This window comes from Bradyrhizobium sp. USDA 3256 (assembly GCF_054058275.1).
Map to the genome: position 1 here is coordinate 7,505,521 of NZ_JBSSAE010000002.1, position 20,529 is coordinate 7,526,049.

Annotated in this window: 21 protein-coding genes; 7 read left to right on the top strand and 14 right to left on the bottom strand. The window is 64.9% G+C overall.

Annotation, left to right across the window (positions count from 1 at the left end; all coding sequences use genetic code 11):
• Window positions 1-120 precede the first annotated feature (120 nt).
• Window positions 121-1,062 carry an IS110 family RNA-guided transposase gene (locus ACVWY5_RS37410; RefSeq protein ID WP_283089771.1) on the top strand — a complete coding sequence of 314 codons (942 nt, stop codon included), beginning with the start codon at window positions 121-123 and terminating at the stop codon, window positions 1,060-1,062.
• Window positions 1,063-1,118: 56 nt separating this feature from the next.
• Here ACVWY5_RS37410 and ispG read toward each other — a convergent pair whose 3' ends face one another.
• Window positions 1,119-2,408: a flavodoxin-dependent (E)-4-hydroxy-3-methylbut-2-enyl-diphosphate synthase gene (gene ispG, locus ACVWY5_RS37415; protein WP_028338143.1), complete on the bottom strand. Its 1,290-nt coding sequence runs from the start codon at window positions 2,406-2,408 to the stop codon at window positions 1,119-1,121.
• A 259-nt stretch (window positions 2,409-2,667) separates the two neighbouring features.
• Here ispG and ACVWY5_RS37420 point away from each other — a divergent pair, with 259 nt between their 5' ends.
• Complete coding sequence (locus ACVWY5_RS37420; protein ID WP_028338144.1) at window positions 2,668-3,543, top strand: sulfurtransferase; 876 nt, start codon at window positions 2,668-2,670, stop codon at window positions 3,541-3,543.
• Between the two features lie 179 nt (window positions 3,544-3,722).
• On the opposite strand, the gene ACVWY5_RS37425 is transcribed toward ACVWY5_RS37420, so the two are convergent.
• The 3 genes from ACVWY5_RS37425 to ACVWY5_RS37435 form a co-directional block, all read right to left on the bottom strand.
• A complete protein-coding gene (locus ACVWY5_RS37425; RefSeq protein ID WP_028338145.1) occupies window positions 3,723-3,911 on the bottom strand; it encodes a hypothetical protein in 189 nt (62 codons plus the stop codon).
• Window positions 3,912-4,023: 112 nt separating this feature from the next.
• A complete protein-coding gene (locus ACVWY5_RS37430; protein ID WP_028338146.1) occupies window positions 4,024-4,980 on the bottom strand; it encodes a DMT family transporter in 957 nt (318 codons plus the stop codon).
• A 199-nt stretch (window positions 4,981-5,179) separates the two neighbouring features.
• The gene (locus ACVWY5_RS37435; RefSeq protein WP_028338147.1) at window positions 5,180-5,665 is read right to left on the bottom strand and encodes a Fur family transcriptional regulator; all 486 of its coding nucleotides are present in this window, start codon (window positions 5,663-5,665) and stop codon (window positions 5,180-5,182) included.
• Between the two features lie 167 nt (window positions 5,666-5,832).
• Between ACVWY5_RS37435 and ACVWY5_RS37440 the strand changes: the two genes are divergently transcribed.
• The 4 genes from ACVWY5_RS37440 (at window position 5,833) to ACVWY5_RS37455 (ending at window position 10,792) form a co-directional block, all read left to right on the top strand.
• A complete protein-coding gene (locus tag ACVWY5_RS37440) occupies window positions 5,833-6,312 on the top strand; it encodes a MarR family winged helix-turn-helix transcriptional regulator (protein WP_152977439.1) in 480 nt (159 codons plus the stop codon).
• Window positions 6,305-7,483, top strand: coding sequence for an HlyD family secretion protein (locus tag ACVWY5_RS37445; protein WP_028338149.1), 1,179 nt, complete (start codon window positions 6,305-6,307; stop codon window positions 7,481-7,483). Before ACVWY5_RS37440 ends, ACVWY5_RS37445 begins: the two co-directional genes overlap by 8 nt.
• 96 nt (window positions 7,484-7,579) lie before the next feature.
• Window positions 7,580-9,136, top strand: a complete 1,557-nt coding sequence (locus ACVWY5_RS37450; RefSeq protein WP_028338150.1) for an MDR family MFS transporter — start codon at window positions 7,580-7,582, stop codon at window positions 9,134-9,136.
• A gap of 345 nt (window positions 9,137-9,481) precedes the next feature.
• Complete coding sequence (locus ACVWY5_RS37455) at window positions 9,482-10,792, top strand: ABC transporter substrate-binding protein (RefSeq protein WP_028338151.1); 1,311 nt, start codon at window positions 9,482-9,484, stop codon at window positions 10,790-10,792.
• A 179-nt stretch (window positions 10,793-10,971) separates the two neighbouring features.
• Here ACVWY5_RS37455 and ACVWY5_RS37460 read toward each other — a convergent pair whose 3' ends face one another.
• From ACVWY5_RS37460 to ACVWY5_RS37500, 9 genes are all read right to left on the bottom strand, one after another.
• Complete coding sequence (locus tag ACVWY5_RS37460; RefSeq protein WP_028338152.1) at window positions 10,972-12,141, bottom strand: Gfo/Idh/MocA family protein; 1,170 nt, start codon at window positions 12,139-12,141, stop codon at window positions 10,972-10,974.
• A 16-nt stretch (window positions 12,142-12,157) separates the two neighbouring features.
• Window positions 12,158-13,012, bottom strand: a complete 855-nt coding sequence (locus tag ACVWY5_RS37465) for a shikimate dehydrogenase (RefSeq protein ID WP_028338153.1) — start codon at window positions 13,010-13,012, stop codon at window positions 12,158-12,160.
• 21 nt (window positions 13,013-13,033) lie between these two features.
• Window positions 13,034-13,498: an SRPBCC domain-containing protein gene (locus tag ACVWY5_RS37470; protein WP_028338154.1), complete on the bottom strand. Its 465-nt coding sequence runs from the start codon at window positions 13,496-13,498 to the stop codon at window positions 13,034-13,036.
• Between the two features lie 11 nt (window positions 13,499-13,509).
• On the bottom strand, window positions 13,510-13,833 hold the full coding sequence (locus ACVWY5_RS37475; RefSeq protein ID WP_028338155.1) for an ArsR/SmtB family transcription factor: 324 nt from the start codon (window positions 13,831-13,833) through the stop codon (window positions 13,510-13,512).
• A gap of 141 nt (window positions 13,834-13,974) precedes the next feature.
• Window positions 13,975-14,577, bottom strand: coding sequence for a protocatechuate 3,4-dioxygenase subunit alpha (gene pcaG / locus ACVWY5_RS37480; RefSeq protein ID WP_028338156.1), 603 nt, complete (start codon window positions 14,575-14,577; stop codon window positions 13,975-13,977).
• Complete coding sequence (gene pcaH / locus ACVWY5_RS37485) at window positions 14,578-15,279, bottom strand: protocatechuate 3,4-dioxygenase subunit beta (protein WP_028352369.1); 702 nt, start codon at window positions 15,277-15,279, stop codon at window positions 14,578-14,580. It abuts the gene before it with no gap.
• Window positions 15,280-15,317: 38 nt separating this feature from the next.
• Window positions 15,318-15,857, bottom strand: a complete 540-nt coding sequence (locus tag ACVWY5_RS37490; RefSeq protein WP_028338191.1) for a DUF4863 family protein — start codon at window positions 15,855-15,857, stop codon at window positions 15,318-15,320.
• A gap of 14 nt (window positions 15,858-15,871) precedes the next feature.
• Window positions 15,872-16,600: a nitroreductase gene (locus ACVWY5_RS37495; RefSeq protein ID WP_051376438.1), complete on the bottom strand. Its 729-nt coding sequence runs from the start codon at window positions 16,598-16,600 to the stop codon at window positions 15,872-15,874.
• Entirely contained in the window at window positions 16,576-17,805 is a 1,230-nt protein-coding gene (locus ACVWY5_RS37500; protein WP_456671753.1) for an ABC transporter substrate-binding protein, read from the bottom strand. Before ACVWY5_RS37500 ends, ACVWY5_RS37495 begins: the two co-directional genes overlap by 25 nt.
• A 227-nt stretch (window positions 17,806-18,032) precedes the next feature.
• Here ACVWY5_RS37500 and ACVWY5_RS37505 point away from each other — a divergent pair, with 227 nt between their 5' ends.
• Window positions 18,033-19,010 (top strand): LysR family transcriptional regulator, encoded by a 978-nt coding sequence (locus ACVWY5_RS37505; RefSeq protein WP_028338188.1) that lies wholly within the window; start codon window positions 18,033-18,035, stop codon window positions 19,008-19,010.
• Between the two features lie 132 nt (window positions 19,011-19,142).
• Here ACVWY5_RS37505 and ACVWY5_RS37510 read toward each other — a convergent pair whose 3' ends face one another.
• The gene (locus ACVWY5_RS37510) at window positions 19,143-20,327 is read right to left on the bottom strand and encodes an ABC transporter substrate-binding protein (protein WP_028338187.1); all 1,185 of its coding nucleotides are present in this window, start codon (window positions 20,325-20,327) and stop codon (window positions 19,143-19,145) included.
• Window positions 20,328-20,529 lie beyond the last annotated feature (202 nt).

Genomic DNA, 20,529 nt, shown 5'->3' on the forward strand with positions numbered 1-20,529 from the left:
GCCGTTGGGTCCTTGGCGCTTGACGCCGTGAGCCGGCTCGGCCTCCCGCCCGTTCCATTACCAACCTGAACAGTTGCACGAGGCTGCGCCAACAGACCTCGCATCACAGGGACAGGCACCGTGATCATACCCCCTCGTTATGTCGGAATCGACGTCTCCAAGAAGCATCTCGATATCTTTGATGAAGCTGACGGCGTGTCCAGGCGCATCGCCAACGCGGCACAGGCCATCACACAGCAGGTGGCGCGTTGGCGATGCGATGCGCTGGTCGTCTTCGAGGCCACGGGCGCCTATGACCTCGCGCTTCGCGAGGCCCTAAGCCAGGCCGGTGTCCGCTTCGCTCGGATCAATCCGGCTCGAGCTCGCGATTTTGCGCGGGCCAGCGGCCAACTTGCCAAAACCGATCCGATCGATGCACGGATGCTGGCGGCCTTTGGCCGGGTCATGCAGCCGGCAGCCGAGCGGGCCGCCAATCCCGCCCGCAACGCTTTGGCAGGGCTTGCAAAACGGCGGGACCAACTGGTTCTCATGCGCGCGCAGGAGAAGAACCGGCGCAGCGAGGCCGACGACCGCGCCATGGCCGAACGGATCAGTCGGCTCATTGAGGTTCTCGATGGCGAGATCGCCGAGATCGAGGCCGATATCAACGCATTGACCAAGGCCGAGCCGGAGATCGCGGACGATGCGCGGTTGATGCGCTCACTGCCGGGCGTGGGTCCCGTGGCTTGCATGCAGCTGATCGCGAAGATGCCGGAACTTGGACATGTTGGAGCGAAGCAGATCGCCGCGCTCGCGGGCCTTGCCCCCTTCAACGTCGACAGCGGCGCCTTCCGTGGAAAACGCAAGATCGCCGGCGGCCGAAAGCGCGTTCGTGACGCCCTCTATATGGCGGCTCTGAACGCGGTTCGTCGGGCCGATCCATTCAAGGCCTTCTACGCGCGGCTGCGACAGGTCGGCAAACCAGCCAAGCTCGCTCTCATTGCCGTCGCCAGGAAGCTCCTAACGGTCCTCAACGCCATGATGCGCGACAGAAAGCCCTACCTGCAGACCAAGCCGACATAACAGTTGCCGGCCTTCGCCGGGACGACGGTTGAGTATGGGTCACGCGCAGAGTGAAACTACTCCGCGGCGCCGGCCTGCTCCGGCAGCTTGGCGCCGTTGCCGTAGCGCTGGTCGATATAGTCGATCACCAGCGCCTTGAAGTCGGCGGCGATGCCCGGACCGCGCAGGGTGCGGAACTTCTTGCCGTCGACGAAGACAGGCGCGGCCGGCGCTTCGCCGGTGCCGGGCAGCGAGATGCCGATATTGGCGTGCTTCGATTCGCCGGGGCCGTTGACGATGCAGCCCATCACCGCGACGTTGAGCTGCTCGACGCCCGGATACTTGGTCTTCCAGGCCGGCATCTCGTCGCGGATGAAATCCTGGATCGAGCGCGCCAGCTCCTGGAACGTGGTCGAGGTGGTGCGGCCGCAGCCCGGGCACGCGGCAACCAGCGGCACGAAGGTGCGGAAGCCCATGGTCTGCAGCAATTCCTGCGCGACCTGCACTTCCAGCGTGCGGTCGCCGCCGGGCTCCGGCGTCAGCGAGATGCGGATGGTGTCGCCGATGCCCTGCTGCAGCAGGATGCCGAGCGCGGCCGAGGACGCGACGATGCCCTTCGAGCCCATGCCGGCCTCGGTGAGGCCGAGATGGATCGCATAATCCGAGCGGCGCACCACTTCCTGATAGACCGCGATCAGGTCCTGCACGGCGGAGACCTTCGCCGACAGGATGATCCGGTTCTTCGGCATGCCGAGCTCTTGCGCGCGCGCCGCCGACAGCAATGCCGACTGCACCATCGCCTCGCGGGTCACGGCGCGGGCATCGCGCGGATTCGCCGACGCCGTGTTCTCGTCCATCAGCTTGGTGAGCAGCTCCTGGTCGAGCGAGCCCCAATTGGCGCCGATGCGCACCGGCTTGTTGTTCTTGTTGGCGATCTCGATGATGTCGGCGAACTGCGTATCGCGCTTGTTCTTGAAGCCGACATTGCCGGGATTGATGCGGTACTTGTCGAGCGCTTCGGCGCAGGCCGGATATTCGGCGAGCAGCTTGTGGCCGATATAGTGGAAGTCGCCGATCAGGGGCGTGGTGATGCCGCGCTTGCGCAGGCCGTCACGAATGTGCGGCACGGCAGCGGCGGCTTCCTCGCGGTCGACGGTGATGCGGACCATCTCGGAGCCGGCGCGGGAGAGCGCGGCGACCTGGGCGATGGTGCCATCGACATCGGCGGTGTCGGTGTTGGTCATCGACTGCACGACGATCGGCGCGCCGCCGCCGACGGCGACGTTGCCGACCATGACCTGCGTGGTTTGGTGCCGCGGCGCGGGGCCGGCGACGTCGTCTTGCGGCAAAATCTCGGGCTTGTTCATGGCGTCTCGAATATCAGGTTTTGGTGACATTCACCAAGGGGGCGATGGGCCTCGCGCGCGGCGGGCCTAACGATCGTGTTTCGGAGTGAATTCAACAGCTTATGGCGCCAATTGAGGCCAAACGCAAGCCATGCAGCGGCGTCCTGCATGCCCAGCTATATTGGACCGGATTGGGGTGAATCAAAGGGCAAAGTGACAGCTTTTCATGTGATCTCGCGCATCTTAGCATCCTGTTAAGGGTACAACGGGAGGACGTGAAATGGCCGTCCACAGCGAGCTGATCACCACGGCGGAACTTGCCGAGATCCTGATCCGGCCGGACCTTCGCCTGTTCGACTGCACGACCTATCTGGAGCCGGCCCCCGCCGGCAGCAACGTTCCCTATATTGTCGTCTCGGGCCGCCAGACGTTCGAGGCCGGCCACATCCCGGGCGCGAATTTCCTCGATTTGCAGGCCGAGTTCTCGGATGCCCATACCCATCTGCGCTTCATGATGCCGCCGACCGCGCAGCTCGAAGCCGCGTTCGGCCGCCACGGCATCTCGGCGGGCAGCCGCGTCGTGCTCTATTCGATCGGCACCGCAATGTGGGCGACGCGGTTCTGGTGGATGCTGCGCTCGCTCGGCTTCGAGGGTGCCGCAGTGCTCGACGGCGGCATCGACAAATGGACCGCCGAAGGACGCGACATCGAGACCGGGCTTGCCGGCGGCTATCCGCCGGCGACGTTTGCGGCACGGCCAAAGGACGGCATGTTCGTCGACAAGCATGACGTGCTCGCCGCGACCACGGAGGGCGACACCGTCATCGTCAACGCGCTCGGCCCGCAATTCTACAAGGGACTGGAGCCAAGCCGTTACGGCCGGTCCGGCCGCATCCCCGGCAGCGTCAGCGTGCCGGCGGCGACCTTGATCGATCCCAAGGCCAAGACGTTCGTGCCGCTTGAGGAGGCCGAAGCCACCTTCGCCGCGCAAGGCATCACCAGGGACAAGCGCGTCGTCGCCTATTGCGGCGGCGGCATCTCCGCGACCATCGACCTGTTCCAGCTGCATCGGCTCGGCTACGACAATCTCACGCTCTATGACGGCTCGATGGGCGAATGGGCGAAGGATGCAGAGTTGCCGATCGAGAGGGGGTAGTGACGGGGCGCGATGTCGCCTCCGTCGTCCTGGCGAAGGCCAGGACCCATAACCACCGAATTTGCTTGTGAACGGGAAAGCGGCCCCCGGCGTCGCGCGACAACCGACAGTTGGGATAATGGGTCCTGGCTTTCGCCAGGACGACGGTGAGGATGGTTCTCGCTCCCCAGGGCGCGCAATCAGGACGACTTCCTGACGATCTCAAAGCCTCGGGCGGCCAATTCCTTCAAGATGCTCTTCGCCAGATGGGAGCACTCATCGGGCTTTATCCAGCACGAACTGCGCCAATCCGGATCATCCTCTTTCGAATACGCGGTGAATGCAGACCGGATTCCGGCTTCAATTGCATCGGTGGCATCGATTGCCATTGGCGCGCCTCCACGACATGCTTCGCGTGGGAGGCTTCACGAAATGCCTATGGCGGTGTTGATGTATATCAATACCGGACGACAGGGTCGCGTTGCAGCGGGCTCGCAGCTCTCACGCCGGCACGTTGGGATCCGGCGTCACCTTCGGGTCGGGCTTGTTGACGAGATAGAGCCCGGCGATCACCAGCAGCGCGGCGACGCCGAACACCGCCGTCAGCGTGTCGTGCATGACGAAATAGGCCGCGACGACGCCGAACAGCGGCGTGACGAAGGTGAAGGCGGACAGCTTGCTGGCCGAATAGGTCTTCACCATCGCAAACCAGATGACGAACGTGCAGCCCACCACCCAGACCGCTTGATAGGCGAGCAGCGAGATCGACAGCGCGCTCGGCACATGCTCGATGCGCTCGCCCGCGATCCAGGCGGCGAAGCCGAGGATCGGAATCGAGATCGCGACCTGGTAGCCGAGCGCCTTTTCCGGCGCCGCCTTGCGCAGCTGTGTGCCCTTGGCGACCAGCGTGGTCGCCGCCCACAGCGCGCCGCCGCCGACCACCATGAGGTCGCCGAGCAGCACCTTGGCATCGACGTTCGGCTGCGGCACGCCGATCGCGAGCGCGACGCCGGCAAAGCTCAGCGCAAGCCCGCTCCACTGCACGGTCGAGAGACGCTCGCCGAGGAACTGGTGCGAGCCGAGCGCAACGAAGAACGGCGCGGTGTAGAGGAACACCGAGGCGCGCGACGCCGAGGTGAAGACGAGGCCCGTGAAGATCAGCACGAACTCGCAGCCGAACATCAGCCCGGCGATGATCCCGGGCACGAGCGTGCCGTCGCGCTCGAAGAATTTGACGCCGCGCAGGTGGCCGACGATCAGCATCACCGGCAGCGCGCCGGCGGAGCGGATCATCGCCTGCAACATCGGCGGCACGTCGGGCAGCGCGAGTTTCACCGCGAGCTGGTTGAAGCCCCAGCTCACGCACAGCATCAGCATCACGGCGATGGCGCCGGGCGGCAGCCCGTGTCCGACGCTGACGGGCCTCGTGACGCTGGCGGAGATCGCTTGGGTCGACATGTTTCCTCGCGGGCCGGCTTGGTGCCGTGTTGTTGCTAGTCGGACTGCGTCGTCCCTGCGAAAGCAGGGACCCATACGCCGCGGCCGGTGTTGTGAACGAGACTTGTCGTTCCAGCGTCGTATAACAATTGAGGGCGGTGGTTATGGGTCCCTGCTTTCGCAGGGACGACACCGCGGTGAGGACTTTGGCCGCGCTCAATCATTTCTGGCAATGCGCGCAGGTGCCGGCGATCTCGACGACGGAGAGTTTCGGGATAAACCCCGAGGCCCGCGCCGCCGCGGTCAGGCTTTGCGCGACGGGGGCGGCCGGGATCTCGCCGACCGAGCCGCAATGGTCGCAGATCAGGAACGCCACCATCGAGGTCTCGTCATGGTCATGCGCGCAGGCGAGGAAGGCGTTGCGGCTCTCGATACGGTGGACGAGGCCGTTCTCCATCAGGAAGTCGAGCGCGCGGTAGACGGTAATCGGTGCCGGCCGCGGCATCGTCTTGGCCAGCTCGTCGATCACCTCATAGGCGCCGAGCGGGCGATGGCTCGACAGCAGCGCCTGCAGCACCTGACGGCGGATCGGGGTGAATTTCTGGCCGCGGCGCGCACAAACCTGCTCGGCATGCGCCATCGCGTCCGCGGCGCAGCGGCCGTGATCGTGGTCGGGGGCAGGAAATGTCGGCTTGGCCAGGCTCATTGCCTCGATATGTAGCATTTGCGCGCCCGTTCCCAAAGCCCGGCTCCCAACCCCGGTCCGCCTCCGCGTTGCAGCCATGCCCGCAATGCGGGGCAGCCTCGCGTTAACCCGGCATGCAGAATTAATAAGCAAGCTTATTATATCCCAAGCTTATGGAGGCAGGATCGATGCGCGGTTCGGTGGACACCGATTTCTTGTTTACGCTGGGCGAAGTGTTCCGGCTGATCCGGGTCTATGCCGACAAGGAGGCCGCCCGCTACGGCATCACCCGCGCGCAATGGGCGGTGCTGTCCAAGGTGGAACGCCAGGAAGGGCTGAAACAGACCGAGCTCGCCGAGCTGCTCGAAGTGCAGCCGATCACGCTGACGCGGCTGATCGACAAGCTCTGCGACAATGGCTGGATCGAACGCCGCAGCGACGAGAACGACCGCCGCGTCAACCGCCTCTATCTGAAGAAGGCCGCGCGCCCGCTGCTCGGCAAGCTCGCCGGCCTCCGCTCCGAACTCACCGCGACCGCGCTCGAGGGCATCAGCCCCGCTGACGCGTATCGCCTGCTCACCCAATTGGAATCGATCAAGGAAAACGTTCGCAATGCCGTCCAGACCACAGCCGGCGAGCCCTCCCGAAAGGAACAGCGCTATGGCTGAACCCGTCCTCAAACTGGCCCCCGAGCAGAAGAGCAATCCGGGCGAGCCTGCGCCGTCGGGCAAGGCCAGCCGCGCGCCGCGCCGTCGCCTGATGGCGGGTTTGCGGCGCTATCGCCGCACGCTGCTGCTGGTCGTGCTGCCGACCGTCGCCGCGATCGGCGGCATCGTGTTCTATCTCAATGGCGGCCGCTATGTCGGCACCGACGACGCCTATGTCGGCGCGCAGAAGGTGCTGATCACGCCGGAAATCTCCGGCAAGATCGACAAGATCGTCGTGAAGGAAGGCCAGCACGTCAGGAAGGGCGACGAGCTGTTCGAGATCGATCCGGTGCCGTTCCGCCTCGCGGTGGCGCAGGCCAAGGCCGCGCTCGACCAGACCAGGACCACCTATGACAACCTGGTCGACAACATCAAGATCAACGGCAGGATGCTGGAATTCGCCCAGCAGAGCATCGAATTGAAGAAGCGCGACGTCGAACGCAAGTCGACGCTGGCCAAGCAGAATTTTGGCTCGCAGCTCGACCTCGACAATGCGGCGAATGCGCAAGTGACCGCCGAGAGCCTGGCGCAATACATCAGGCAGCAGATCTCCAAGGACAAGACGCAGCTGCTCGGCGATATCGACCTGCCGATCGAGCAGTTCCCGCCCTACGCCCAGGCCAAGGCCAAGCTCGATGACGCCCAGCGCAATCTCGACCACACCGTGCTGCGCGCGCCGATGGACGGCGTCGCGACCCAGGTCGACCAGATCCAGCTCGGCCGCTTCGTCGCCGCCGGCTCGCCGGTGTTCTCGATCATCGATGTCGACCATCCCTGGGTCGACGCCAATCCGAAGGAGAGCGACTTCACCTATGTAGCGATCGGCCAGCCGGTTGAGCTCGACGTCGACGCGTTCCCGAACCATCGGTTCAAGGGCAAGATCGGCTCGCTGTCGCCCGGCACCGGCGCGCAGTTCGCGATCCTGCCGCCGCAGAACGCGACCGGCAATTTCGTCAAGGTGGTGCAGCGCGTCCCCGTGCGGATTTACTTCGACGAGAACGATCCGTTCGTGAAGAAGCTGAAAGCCGGCATGAGCGTCTACGCGACGATCGACACCAACCACCGCCGCACGCTGGCCGGCCTGCTCGGGCTGGCGCCGGCCTCGGCGCACCCGGATCACGAGCAGGAATAAATGAGATGAGGCCGAACTGGCGGCCGCGATAACAGTGCGCCCCCTCTCCCGCTTGCGGGGGAGGTGGTTTCCAACGCTCGAACAGGACCGACCTGAATGAATGCACCGTCACCATCCGCTGTGCCCGGCATGCGCCGGAACATGGTGACGATCTGCGCGATGACCGCGACGATCATGCAGGCGCTCGACACCACGATCGCTAACGTCGCGCTGCCCTATATGCAGGGCTCGCTGTCGGCCTCGCAGGACCAGATCAACTGGGTGCTGACCTCCTACATCGTCGCGGCCGCGATCATGACCGCGCCGGTGGGCTGGATCGCCAACCGCTATGGCCGGAAGCGCATCTTTATCATCTGCTCGGCCGGCTTCACCGTCGCCTCGGTGTTCTGCGGCCTGGCGCAGGACATCAACCAGATGGTGCTGTTCCGCCTGCTGCAGGGCGTGTTCGGCGCGGCGCTGGTGCCGCTGTCGCAGGCCGTGATGCTCGACTCCTACGCGCTGCATGAGCGGGCGAAAGCGATGTCGATCTGGGGCATGGGCGTGATGATGGGCCCGATCATGGGGCCCTCGCTCGGCGCCTGGCTCACCGAGACCTATTCCTGGCATTGGGTGTTCTTCGTCAACCTGCCGTTCGGCGCCATCACCGTGCTCGGCCTTGCCGTCTTCATGGACGAAACCAAGCAGGACCTCAATCTGCGCTTCGACTGGTTCGGGTTCGGCGCGCTCGCGGTCGCGATCGGTTCGCTGCAGCTCGCGCTCGACCGCGGCGAGCAGCTCGGCTGGCTGGAATCCAACGAGATCATGATCGAATTCATCGTCTCCGCGGTCGGCTTCTACTATTTCTTCGCCCATTCGCTGACGACCAGCCGGCCCTTCATCCAGTTCGCGCTGTTCAAGGACAAGAACTTCCTCGGCGGCTGCGTGTTCATGACTGTCATGGGCCTCGTGCTGTATTCGACCATGGCGCTGTCCTCGCCCTATCTGCAGAACGTGGTCGGCTACCCGATCATTACCGCGGGCCTGTTGTTGGCGACCCGCGGCGCCGGCACCTTCGTCGCGATGATGCTGGTCGGCCGCATGATGCGCTACATCGAGGCGCGCACGCTGATCATCTCCGGCCTGGCGCTGACCGCGGCCTCGCTGTTCCAGATGACCGGCTGGACTGACATGACGCAGGCCAACGAGATCATCGTCGTCAGCGTGGTCCAGGGCTTTGGCTTCGGCCTCGTGTTCGTGCCGCTATCGACGGTGGCGTTCATGTCGCTGCCCAACCATCTGCGCACCGACGGCACCTCGATGCTGACGCTGCTGCGCAACGTCGCAAGCTCGGTCGGCATCTCGATCGTGATCGCGCGGCTGACGGAAGGCGGACGGCGGATCTACGCAAAGCTGTCGGAGCAGATCAACCCGTTCAACCACGCGCTGCAGATGCCCGACGTGTCAGGCATGATCAACCTCAACACCGACGCCGGCCGCGCGATGGCCGACAAGATGGTGGCGGCGCAGTCGCAGATCATCGCGTTCTCGCACGACTACCAGCTGGTGATGCTGTTCATCCTGGTCTCGATCCCGCTCGCGCTGATGATCGGCTCGACCAAGGCCACGCTGCGCTCGCAGTCGGCGCCGTCGGACCATGCCGCGGTGATGGAGTAGACTCTTCACCCTCCCCTGGAGGGGGAGGGTCGGCTCACATTGAGCGAAGCGAAATGTGCGCCCGGGGGTGGGGTGATCTATCCGCACGGGCGCTGTTCGTGTGGTGAGACCGTCACCCCACCCCGCTGCGCATTCCGCTTCGCTACATGCGCAACGACCCTCCCCTCCAGGGGAGGGTGGCATCGCGCGCTCCTATTCCGTCGTGGCACGCTCTAGATCTTCCACTCGACCAAAGCGCAAGACGCCGCAGCCGCAAGCCGCGTTGACTTTCCGACCTCGCCTCCCAATACTCCGCGAAAACAAGCAAGACCCGTCACACAACTGACGGTTTCAGGGGAGGACGCGATGCCGACTTCACGCAGGACGCTGCTGAAGACTTCAGCGGCTGCCGCCGCTGCTTTCAGCTTGGATTGGACACGGGCACAGGCGCAGGCCGAGACGGTCCGGATCGGTGTGATCTACGACCTGACCGGCCCGTTCGCCGCCGGCGGCTCGGTCGCCTCCTCGATCGGCACCCAGATCGCGATCGACCTCGTCAACGAGAAGGGCGGCATCGGCGGCAAGTACAAGATCGCGCCGGTCAACGTCGATTCCCAGAGCAAGCCCGATGTCGCGATCAACGAGGCCAATCGCCTGATCGACCAGGAGAAGGTCGATATCCTCAACGGCGTGTTCGCGAGCTCGCATGCGGTGCCGCTCGCCGCCAAGGTCGAGCAGCAGAAGCGGATCCTGTGGATCACGACCGCGGTCTCGACCGCCGTGTTCAAGGACAAGAACCTGCAATACGTATTCCGCGCGCAGATCCATTCCGACCAGTACGGCCAGGCCTTCGCGAGCTTCATCAACGAGCACGCCAAGGCCAAGCTCCACATGGAGCCGAAGGACGTCAAGGTGGCGCTGATCCATGAGGACGGGCCCTATGGCGTCGGCGTCGCCGCGGCCGACGAAGCCTTCGCCAAGGAGGTCGGGCTGCAGGTGGTGCTGAAGGAGGGCTATTCGGCGTCCGCGCCCGATCTCTCGGTGCTGGTGACCAAGCTCAAGCGCGCCAAGGCCGACGTGATCTCGCATGCCGGCTACAATCCCGACATCACGCTGTTCCTGCGCCAGGCGCGCGAGAGCGGGCTGAAGTTCAAGATGCTGTTCGGCGCCGGCGCCGGCTACAGCCAGCTCGACAAGCTGCGCGCGACCTTCGGCGCCGACATCGACAATTTCTGCAACATCGATCCGGTGCCGGCGCAGCTGCTCGATCCGGCCAAGCTCGCGCCGGGAATCGGCGACCTCACCAAGACCATGGTCGCGCGCTACCGCGAGAAGACCAATGCGACCGAAGTGCCGCCGCACTGCTCGATGGGCTTCAACCAGACCTGGATCCTGCTCAACAATGTGCTGCCGGTCGCCAAGGAGAAGTACGGCGGCTTCGATCCCGAGGCGATCCGCAAGGCAGCGCTCGACGTCGACATTCCCGCTGGCGGCACCATCCAGGGCTATGGCGTGAAGTTCTATCCGCCGGGCACGCCGCTGTCCGGCCAGAACGAGCGCTCGACGCCGGTCGTAATGCAGAACGCCGGCGAGCGCATCACCGTGGTGTGGCCGACCAGTATCCGCACGCAGGATCCGGTGTTCCCGCTGCCGAAGGGCTCGGTCTACGCGGCGTAGCGTGGCGACGAGGCGAGACTGCCGCCGCATCGGGGCTGCGCTCCCTCACCCCGCTCTTGCGGGGAGGTGAGATGTCGCCTTGCCGCTCGAGCGAATGACGCGGTGACACCCCCCTCATCCGGCGCGCTCGCGCGCGCCACCTTCTCTCACAAGGGGTGAAGGGAAGCGGTGCCGAGCGGCTACAATGTCACCCGCCTGCCCTCATCCGCGGCCCAGTAGCCGGCGTAGTTCACCCTGGTCGTCTCATACGCCAGCGCGAGATCGGCGAGCGGCTGGCGCCCGGTCGCCACGCACTCCATGAAATCCTGGATCTCCTGCAGGTAGCCGCGGGTCCATTCCTCCTCGAGGCAGACATATTGCCAGCCGGTTTTACGATCGACCTTTTCGGTGATGTAGACCGAGGCGAGCTTCTCCTCGCTCGTCTGGTAGCTGGTCAGATGCGTGTTGGGGGTGATGTTGGCGAACAGCGAACCGCCCGAGGTGTAGGTCTCGATCAGGTTGCGTACGCCGCCCATGATCATGTCGCCGGAAAACACCGTCGCCTTGGTGCCGTCGGAGAAAGTTGCGGTCAGCGTGCCCCAATCCTCGACGTCGACCGGATTGGCCTTGATATAGGCGCGCTCCTGCGGCTTGAGGCTGGCGGTGACGTTGCCGACGTCGCAGCTGACGCTGGCGACCGTGATGGTCTCGCCGCGCGCGCGGGCCTCGACCTGCTTGAGATAGAGCACCGCCGACAAGGGATGGCAGCCCATCCGGATCAGCGAGCCGCCGCCGGTCATCGCCCACTCGGCGGCATGCGCCGCATGCGAGCCGGAATGACTCTCCTCGCCCTTCATGAACAGGATCTTGTCGCCTGTCGCGCGGATGATCTCCGCGGTCTTGGTCACCGCCGGCGCGTAGATCCAGTCCTCGGCATACATGAAGAGTTTTCCGCTTCGCTCGACCGCGGCGCGGGTTTTCTCCATCTCCTCCATCACCCGCTGATACATCAGCGCCTTCGGCACATGCCGGCCGATCGGCGCCTTGTCGCCGTCGCGGCCGAAATAGCCGCTGAACGGCTTCTCGCAGATCACGTGCTTGCCGGCCTGCATCGCCTCGACGATCATCGCGGCGTGAAGGTTCGGCGGGGTGCAGATGTCGATGACGTCAAGCTCGCGGTCGGCGATCAGCCCGGCGAAGCTGCGATAGGCGTTCGGGATTGCGTGCTTGCGGGCGAACTCGTTGACATGATCGCCGCGCGCCGCGACCGCCCTCACCTCGACGTCGACGCCATAGACGCGCCGGTAGGCAACCATATGCAGCTCCGACACGAAGCCGCAGCCGGCCAGCCCGATCCTGATTTTTGTCATTTGATGTCTCCGCCCTTCAGGCGGGCGGAGAGTAGCGTGCGGCCATCACCGCGTCGAACGCATTTGCCATGACATCCGTCGAAGGCATCATTGTCGTGAACAGTTCGAACGCGTCCGCTGCCGCGTAGATCGCCAGATCGCGCCCGGTCAGGACTTTGGCGCCCTTGGCCTTGGCCGCCGACAGCAGCGGCGTCCAGAGCGGCGTGTACACCGCATCGGCGACCCACATCGACGGATGCAACAAGCTGTCCGGCACGGGACTGTCGCGGCTCGGCAGCATGCCGACCGGCGTTGCGTTGACGACGCCGGTCGCGCCATCGAGCGCGGCCTCGATGCTGGCGACACCACGAACCGGATGACGGCCGGCCAACTGACCGGCCAGCCGCGCGACCCTGGCGGCATCAGCGTCGAAGATGCGCAGTTCGCCGACACCGAGGCCGGCGAGCGCGAAGGCGATTGCCTTGCCGACGCCGCCGGCACCGATCAGCGCGATCGGGCCGCGCGGCGCCGAGGCAAGCAGCGGTGCGATCGCGCGCGCGAAGCCGGTCGCGTCGGTGTTGTGCCCGACCAGCCGCGCGCCATCGGAGACGATGGTGTTGACCGCGCCGATCGCGCGCGCATCGGGTGCGAGGTCATCGAGCAGCTCGACCACCGCCTCCTTGTAGGGAAAGGTGACGTTGACGCCGGCAAAGCCGAGCCGCCGGATACCCTCGAGCATCGCACGCAGATCGTCGCGTCCGGCGCCCTCGACCTCGATGAGCTGGTAGTGGACGCGAACGCCGAGCGCAGCTGCGGCCGCTTCGTGCATCGCAGGCGCCGCCGAATGCGCGATCGGATAGCCAATCAACCCCGTCAGGAAACGGTCGCGCATTCTCCCTCGCGTCGGTCACGTTCAGCTCATCCGGTCGAGCCGAGCATAGCTGTCTTCCATGCCGTGCTCCATGCCGGTCGCGAGCATCGCCGCGCGCGTTTCGGCATCCGGCAACGTCATCCGCATCGTCATCAAGGTGCCGTCGCCGTCGGGCGCAAAGCGCGTCTCGACCTGATTGTCCGGCGTCGGATCCGGCAGATGCATGCGCTCGACATGCACGATGCGGCTGAACGGTTCGAGCGCGAGATATTCGCCGGTCAAATGAAAGCCGCCGCCCTTGCCGTCGGTCCATTCGTAGCGGATCCGGCCGCCGGGCCTCGCCTCGCTGACGCAGACCGGCATGGTCCAGCCGTCGGGACCGAGCAGCCATTTTTGCAACAGCTGCGGCTCGGTATGCGCGCGATACACCGCCTCGGGCGGCGCGACGAAGCGCCTGGTGACGACGACATAGCGGTCGCCTTCGGTCTTCAGCGTCAACTTGCTCATGGGGATACCCTTCACTGCTCAGGCTTCATTGCGGCCAGCACGTCGTCCAGCCGGTCGTAATTGGTTTCCAGCGCGCGGCGCAGCATGCCGAGCCATTGATCGATCTCGGCAACCGCCGATGGCGCCAGCCGGCACGGCCGCTTGGTGCCCTCGATCCGCCGCACGATCAGGCCGGCGCCCTCGAGCACCTTGAGATGGCGGGAGATCGCGGGTTGGGTCATGTCGAACGGCTCGACCAGCTCCATGACCGTCGCCTCGCCCAGCGCGAGGCGCGCCAGGATTGCCCGGCGGGTCGGGTCGGCGAGCGCGGAAAAGGCGGCATCGAGGCTGGCCATGCTTGATCTCAATCGGTTATATAACGATATTGTTATATAACCGATTATGCATGGTCAAGCGAAATCCGCTACGGCGAACGTGCGCAGCGGATTTCGTTCGTCCCTTCAATGCTGGAATTGCGCGCCGCCGGCGGCGCGCAGCTAGACGTCGAAGAACACCGTCTCGTTGTCGCCCTGCAGATGGACGTCGAAGGTGTAGACGGTGCCCGCGCCGGCCTTGCGCCTGGCAATCAAGGTCGCGCGGCGCCCGGCCGGCACCAGCGCGAGCGTGGAGTCAGCGGCGTTGCCGGCTTCGTCGTCGAAATAGATCCGGGTGTAGAGGTGCAACAGCATACCGCGCGCGAACACCGCGAGCCCGATGTGCGGCGCCTGCGGCTTGCCGTCGGCATCCGGCACCATGCCCGGCTTGATGGTGTCGAAGGCGTAACCGCCGCTCTTGTCGGTGCCGCAGCGGCCGAAGCCCTTGAATGAGGAGTTCGGCAGCGCGCGCTTGTCCTGCGGATCGGAGAAGCGCCCTTGCGCGTCGGCCTGCCAGATCTCCAGCATGCAGTCCGGGATTATGGCGCCGTCGCCGTCATAGACCTTGCCCTCGACGCGGATGCGCTCGCCGGAGACATCGGACGTCAGCAGGTTGCTGGTAAAGGCGTCATTCCATTCGTATTCGCCGTTCGGCGTCAGGCCATACTTGAAGTAGGGGCCGACGGTCTGCGAAGGCGTGATTCCATCAGGACGCGGGTTCGACACTTACCTGGTCTCCATCGGCGTGGCATTGCGTCCGCGCAGCACGATATCGAAGCGGTAGCACAGCGCCCATTCCGGCTGGGTGTTCTCGGGATCGAACGACGAGATCATCCGTGCCCGCGCCTTCTCATCCGTCACCGAGTTGAAGATCGGGTCGAACGGGAACAGGGGATCGCCGGGAAAGTACATCTGCGTGACGAGCCGCGAGACGAAGGAGTGGCCGAACACCGAGAAGTGGATATGCGCGGGCCGCCACGCGTTGTGGTGATTGCCCCACGGATAGGCGCCGGGCTTGATGGTGATGAACTTGTAATAGCCCTTGGCATCGGATTGCGTCCGGCCGGCACCGGTGAAGTTCGGATCGAGCGGCGCCGGGTGCTGGTCGACGACATGGATGTAGCGGCCGCAGGCATTGGCCTGCCACAGCTCGACCAGCGTGTTGGGCACGCCGCGGCCGTCCTCGTCGAGCACATAACCATGCACGATGATGCGCTCGCCGAGCGGCTCGCCCTTGGCCTGGATGGTCAGATCATTGTCGTGCGCGCGCACGGTCTCATGACCATAGACCGGCCCGGTCAGCTCCGAGAGCGTGTGCCGCATCGGGATCAGCGGCTTCGTGGGCGCGCGCTTGATCGCGCTCCGGTACGCAGGCGACAGGCGCGGGGGATGGACGCTGTTCGAAGCGACCGGGTAGATCAACGTCATGTGCTTTCTCCAGATCGGATCGCCGCCCGCGCCGGATATCAGGCCGGCGCCTTGAAATCGTAGGAGATGCGCCCGGCCGGCAGATAGAACAGCGCGATGACCGCGCCGCCCCTCACCTCCGGATAGTGCCGGCTGCCGGGATCCGGCGCGGTCCAGCCCGGCCCCTGCCAGCCCTGCAACCCCTTCAGCTGCGCGCCCTTGTCGAGCGGAACGACGAGGTTGAGCTCGCCATAGGGGTGGCCGTGATATTGCCCGCGCAGCACGTCATGATCGTCCTCGTCCCTGAAGCGGCGCGGATCGGCGCTGTTCATGTAGACCGCGGTGATGCTGAACTGGAACGTCTCGGGGACCGGCTCAAGGATGCGGCTGCGCCGATAGTTCGGGCCCTCCACCTCCTGGTTCGCCGCCCAACCCTCCGCGACTCCCATTTTGATGAGGCGCGCGAGATCCTGGTACAGCGCGCTGTCCTCTCCATAGGTCTCGTTGAGCCATCGCTCCATCGCCGCGCTCGGCGTCATGTCCTTGACTTCGCGCAGAAACGGAATGCTGCGTTCGATAAGCTGTTCACGGCTTCCCATGACTTTCTCCTGGTCTAATCCTCGAAACCCTTGAAGGAGGCGAATGCCTCCACATCCGCTCGCGGCATCAGCCGCGCGCGGGACCGCTCCCTGGGGTGGCCCAGCGAGATCCCGCAGGCCACCATCTGCTCGGCGGGGATCGACAACAGCGGACGCAGTATCCGGTGGAATCTGGCGAAAGTTTCCTGCGGACAGGATTGCAGCCCGCGTCCCACCGCCGCCAGCATCACGTTCTGGACGAACATGCCGAGATCGAGCCAGCTTCCCATCGCGAGGCGCCGATCGATGGTGACGATCAATCCAACCGACGCGCCAAAGAACAGGAAGTTCTTTGCGGTCTGCCGGCTCCTCGCCGCAATGTCGCTTTGCGCGATCCCGAGCGAGTCATAGAACAATCGCCCGAACTCCTGGCGACGGCCGAGATACGGCTCGGGGAAGGCGCTGGCGTAGTATTGATATTCGGAGACGTGCTCGTTCGGCTCGCTCTCAAATGCATGCAGCAGCGCAGCGGACACCTCGGTTTTGGCGGCGCCGGCGAGCACGTAGACGTGCCAGGGCTGGATGTTCGCGCCGCTCGGCGCGAACCGCGCCACGCGCAGGATCTGCTCGATGGTCGATCGGGAGACCGGACTGCCGGAGAACTCGCGGCACGACAGCCGGCCGGCGATCACCTCGTCGATCGGATTGCGCGCGGCTCCGCACGCCACATCCCGGTCGATCACGACTTCTTCACGAGCGAGCATCCCCCGTCCTCCATCGGTCTGAACGCCTCCTCCCCCGGGATCGTGGCCACCAGCTGGTAGTAGTCGAACTGGTATTTCGATTCCTCCGGCGACTTGACGCGGAACAGATACATGTCGCGGACCAGCCGACCGTCGGGACGGATCCTGCCGTTGCGGGTCATGAAATCGTTGACCGGCAATTCGCGCATCTTGGTCGCGACCGTCGGCCCATCAAGCGTGCCGGCGGCTTCAACCGCCTTGAGGTAGTGCATGACCGCACCATAGGTGCCGGCATGGATCATGGTGGGCACCTTCTTCGTCTTCCCGATGAAGCGCTTCGACCACGCGCGCGTCTCGCCGTTGAGGTCCCAATAGAAGGCGGAGCTCAGCATCAGACCTTGCGCGCTCTGCAGCCCGAGGCTGTGAATGTCGGCGATGAAGACGATCAGGCCGGCAAGCTTCTGCCCGCGCGTCACGCCGAATTCGCCGGCCTGCTTCACCGCGTTGATGAAGTCGCCGCCGGCATCGGCGAGCGCGATCACGTCGGCCCTGGAGGCCTGCGCCTGCAACAGGAAGGACGAGAAATCGGGCGTGTTGATCGGGTGTTTCACCGCGCCGACCACCTTGCCGCCGGTGGCGTCGATCACCTTGCGGCTGTCGGCCTCGAGCTGCGCGCCGAGCGAATAGTCGGCCGAAAGGAAGAACCAGGACTTGGCGCCGAGGCGCGAAATCGCCCTCGTCGTCCCCTGCGACAGCGCATAGGTATCGTAGGTCCAGTGGATGCCGGTCGGCGAGCACTCGTCGCCGGTCAGCCGGGACGTCGCCGCGCCGGTGGCGAGAAACAGCTTCTTCTTGTCGCGCGTGATGCCCTGCACCGCCAGCGCGACCGCGGAATTCGGGACGTCGAGGATGGCCTCGACATTGTCGTTCTCCAACCAGCGCCGGGCAATCGCCGAGCCGATATCCGCCTTGTTCTGGTGATCGCCGGCAACGATCTCGATCGGGCGGCCCAGCACCTTGCCCTTGAAATCGTCCACCGCCATCTGCGCGGCGACCACCGAACCCTGGCCGCCATTGTCGGCATAGAGCGACGACATGTCGGTCAGCACGCCGAGCCTGACCGGCCCGCTCTGTGCAATCGCCGATGTCCCTGTCGCCATCAGCATCAACGCCAGTCCGATCGATTTACGCGTGCCACTTCGGGCCGCCATCACCCAGGCCTTCATCGCTGTTCTCCTCCCAACCCGGTGCGGGCAATCTTGGCCAGAACGCCGCGTTGCGGAAGTGAAAGTCTTGCAGAGTGATCCTGAACCGGCTTCAGATGCCCGGTGGTGACGGCATGGTAGCTCGCAGAGAAACCGCTCGGTTGCATCCGCCAGGCGGCTGGCCTTAACTGCGGTCGATCGCGGAATTTTGCCGAGGCGAGCGATCCGCTACAGACAGGACTCGCAGCGTGTCCGTTTCCTTCAAGACCCTCGATCTGAATCTGCTCAAGGTATTCGACGCCGTCATGGAGGAGCGCAGCGTGCTGCGGGCCAGCCAGAAGGTCGCGCTGAGCCAGTCCGCCGTCAGCCACTCGCTGGCGCGGCTGCGCGAGATGTTGGACGACGACCTGTTCGTGCGCACGGCCACTGGCATGCAGCCGACCGCGCGCGCGTTGACGATGGCGCCGCAGGTTCGCCAGGCGCTGCGATCGCTGGAGGCTGCGGTCGAGCTGCCGACCTTCACGCCGGCGGCCTCCACCAAGCCGTTCACGCTGGCCGCCAACGACTTCACGACGATGGTGCTGGCGCCGCCGCTGCTGAAGATCCTGGGCCGCGAAGCTCCGGCGATCGACCTCACCATCAAGCCGGTGACGCGGATCGATCTTGCCGAGCAGATCGACCTCGGCCGTATCGATGTCGCGATCGGCGTGTTCTCGTCGCCACCGAGCCGCTTCCGCAGCGCGCTGTTGTTCGAATATGACGACGTGCTGATCGTCGGCAAAAAGCGCAAGCTTGGCCGGCTCGACAAGGCAAAGCTCGCGACCCTGCCGCTGGTCGTCGTGTCCCTTGGCGGCGAGCAGGAGGGCGCGATCGGCGGCTTCATCTCCGAGCGCGGGCTCGCCCGGCGTTCGGAGATGTACGACCGCCCCGCGCTCGAACGGGCCCTCTCCGACAGCGACCGGCCGCCGCGGATCGCCGTCTCGCTGCCGCATTTCCTTGCCGTGCCCGCACTGCTGATCGATTCCGAGTTGGCCGCGATCGTTCCGCGGCCGCTGGCGCGTGCGCTCGAGCAGGCGCATGCGATCACGACCTATGAACTGCCCTACACCACGACGCCCGTGGAGGTTCGGCTGCTCTGGCACGAACGCGTCGAGGACGAGCCTTCGCACGAGTGGCTTCACGAGGTGCTCCGGCGCGCCACCGAAGAGCTCAGGCGCGGCCGCTAACGGCGATGAAATTAGGTCGGATCGTCATCGCGCTTTAGCTCGTTATTTGAGCATGTTCTTTTCGAAAAACTGCTTCGCACCTTCCGGATCATGCTTTGGCGGCCGGCCGCGCTTCACCACAATTCGCGGCCCTCATTGCGCAGCCATGCTACCGGACATCGGAACCCAGCGCTCGCCGTCGAAACGCTGCGGGCGCAACGACGTGATCAGGCGATAATCATCCGGACTGGTGTTGACGGTGATGCCCGGAATCAGACCCGGCAGCGCCAGGTTCTTCAGCGCGGTGGCCTGCTTCATAAGATTTTGCCGGGAAAGATCGTTGCCGCAGGCCTCGATGACCTTGGTCATCAGCACAGCGACGTTCCATCCGGTGAAGTTGAGCTGATCCTCGATATCGCCCTCGGGATAGTATTTTTTCATGAAAGCCAGCCATTCCAGATAGGCGGGATCGTTGGCCCATTCGGGATCGCCGACCGACTTGGTCGGCGTCGCCGAGATCGCCCCCTTGGCGTTGTCGAGCCCGGCGGGCTTGAGGATCGTCGGCACGAAGTTGCTGCCGATCGGCAGGAACTGCTGCGCGCGCCAGCCGAGTTCGCCCGCCTTGCGGATCGCCTGCGAGGTAAACTTGCCGGTCGATGCATTGAGGAAGACGTTGGCGTTGGTGCTCGCCAGCGCCACGACCTGCGAATCGACCGTCGGCGACGTGACTTCGTAGGGCGAGGCGGCGACGATCTCGGCCTTGGGATCGAGCCGCACCAGTTCGGCCTTGAAGCTGCGGAGATATTCGCGGCCGTAGTCGTCGTTCTGGTACAGCACGGCGACGCGCGCGCCGGGCGTATGCTGAGCCACCAGCCGCGCGTAGATCGCGGCCTCCGTGCTGAACAGCGTCATCCCCGAGATGGTGTAGGGACTGGTCTTCGGATCGGCAAAGCGCTCGCTTGCCGCGAACACGAACAGCTGAGGAATCTTCTTGGCGTTGAGATATTTCTGCACCGCGGCATTCTGCGCCGTTCCCATGCTGCCGAAGATCGCGACCGCCTCGTCATTCTCGATCAGCCTGCGCGTCTGCTCCACCGCCTTCGGCGGGCTGTAGCCGTCGTCGAGCGAGATCAGCTTGACCTTGTGGCCATTGATGCCGCCGCGATCGTTGATCATCTGAAAATAGCGGGTCTGCACCTTACCGACGGCGCTCAGGGCCGACGCCGGCCCGCTATAGGGCATGGTCTGGCCAAGGATCAATTCGGTCTCGGCAGCGCCGGCCGAGCCGCAGGCCGCGACCAAGGCCGCGAATATGATGACAGCGCGAAGTCCGCGCATACGCTCCTCCCTTGTTTCTTACCTGGAATATTCTTCCTAGGAAGATAATTGTCAACCTCGGCGAAAGGCGGCAAATGGCCGCTCCGCCGAGCGATGCGCTTGTGTGAAGCGATCGCAGGAACTTGCGGGGGCGACACGTCAATTCGACGATGCTAGATTGCTGCGACGCATGGCGCCGGCGCCCTTGGCGCGGGACGAAGGG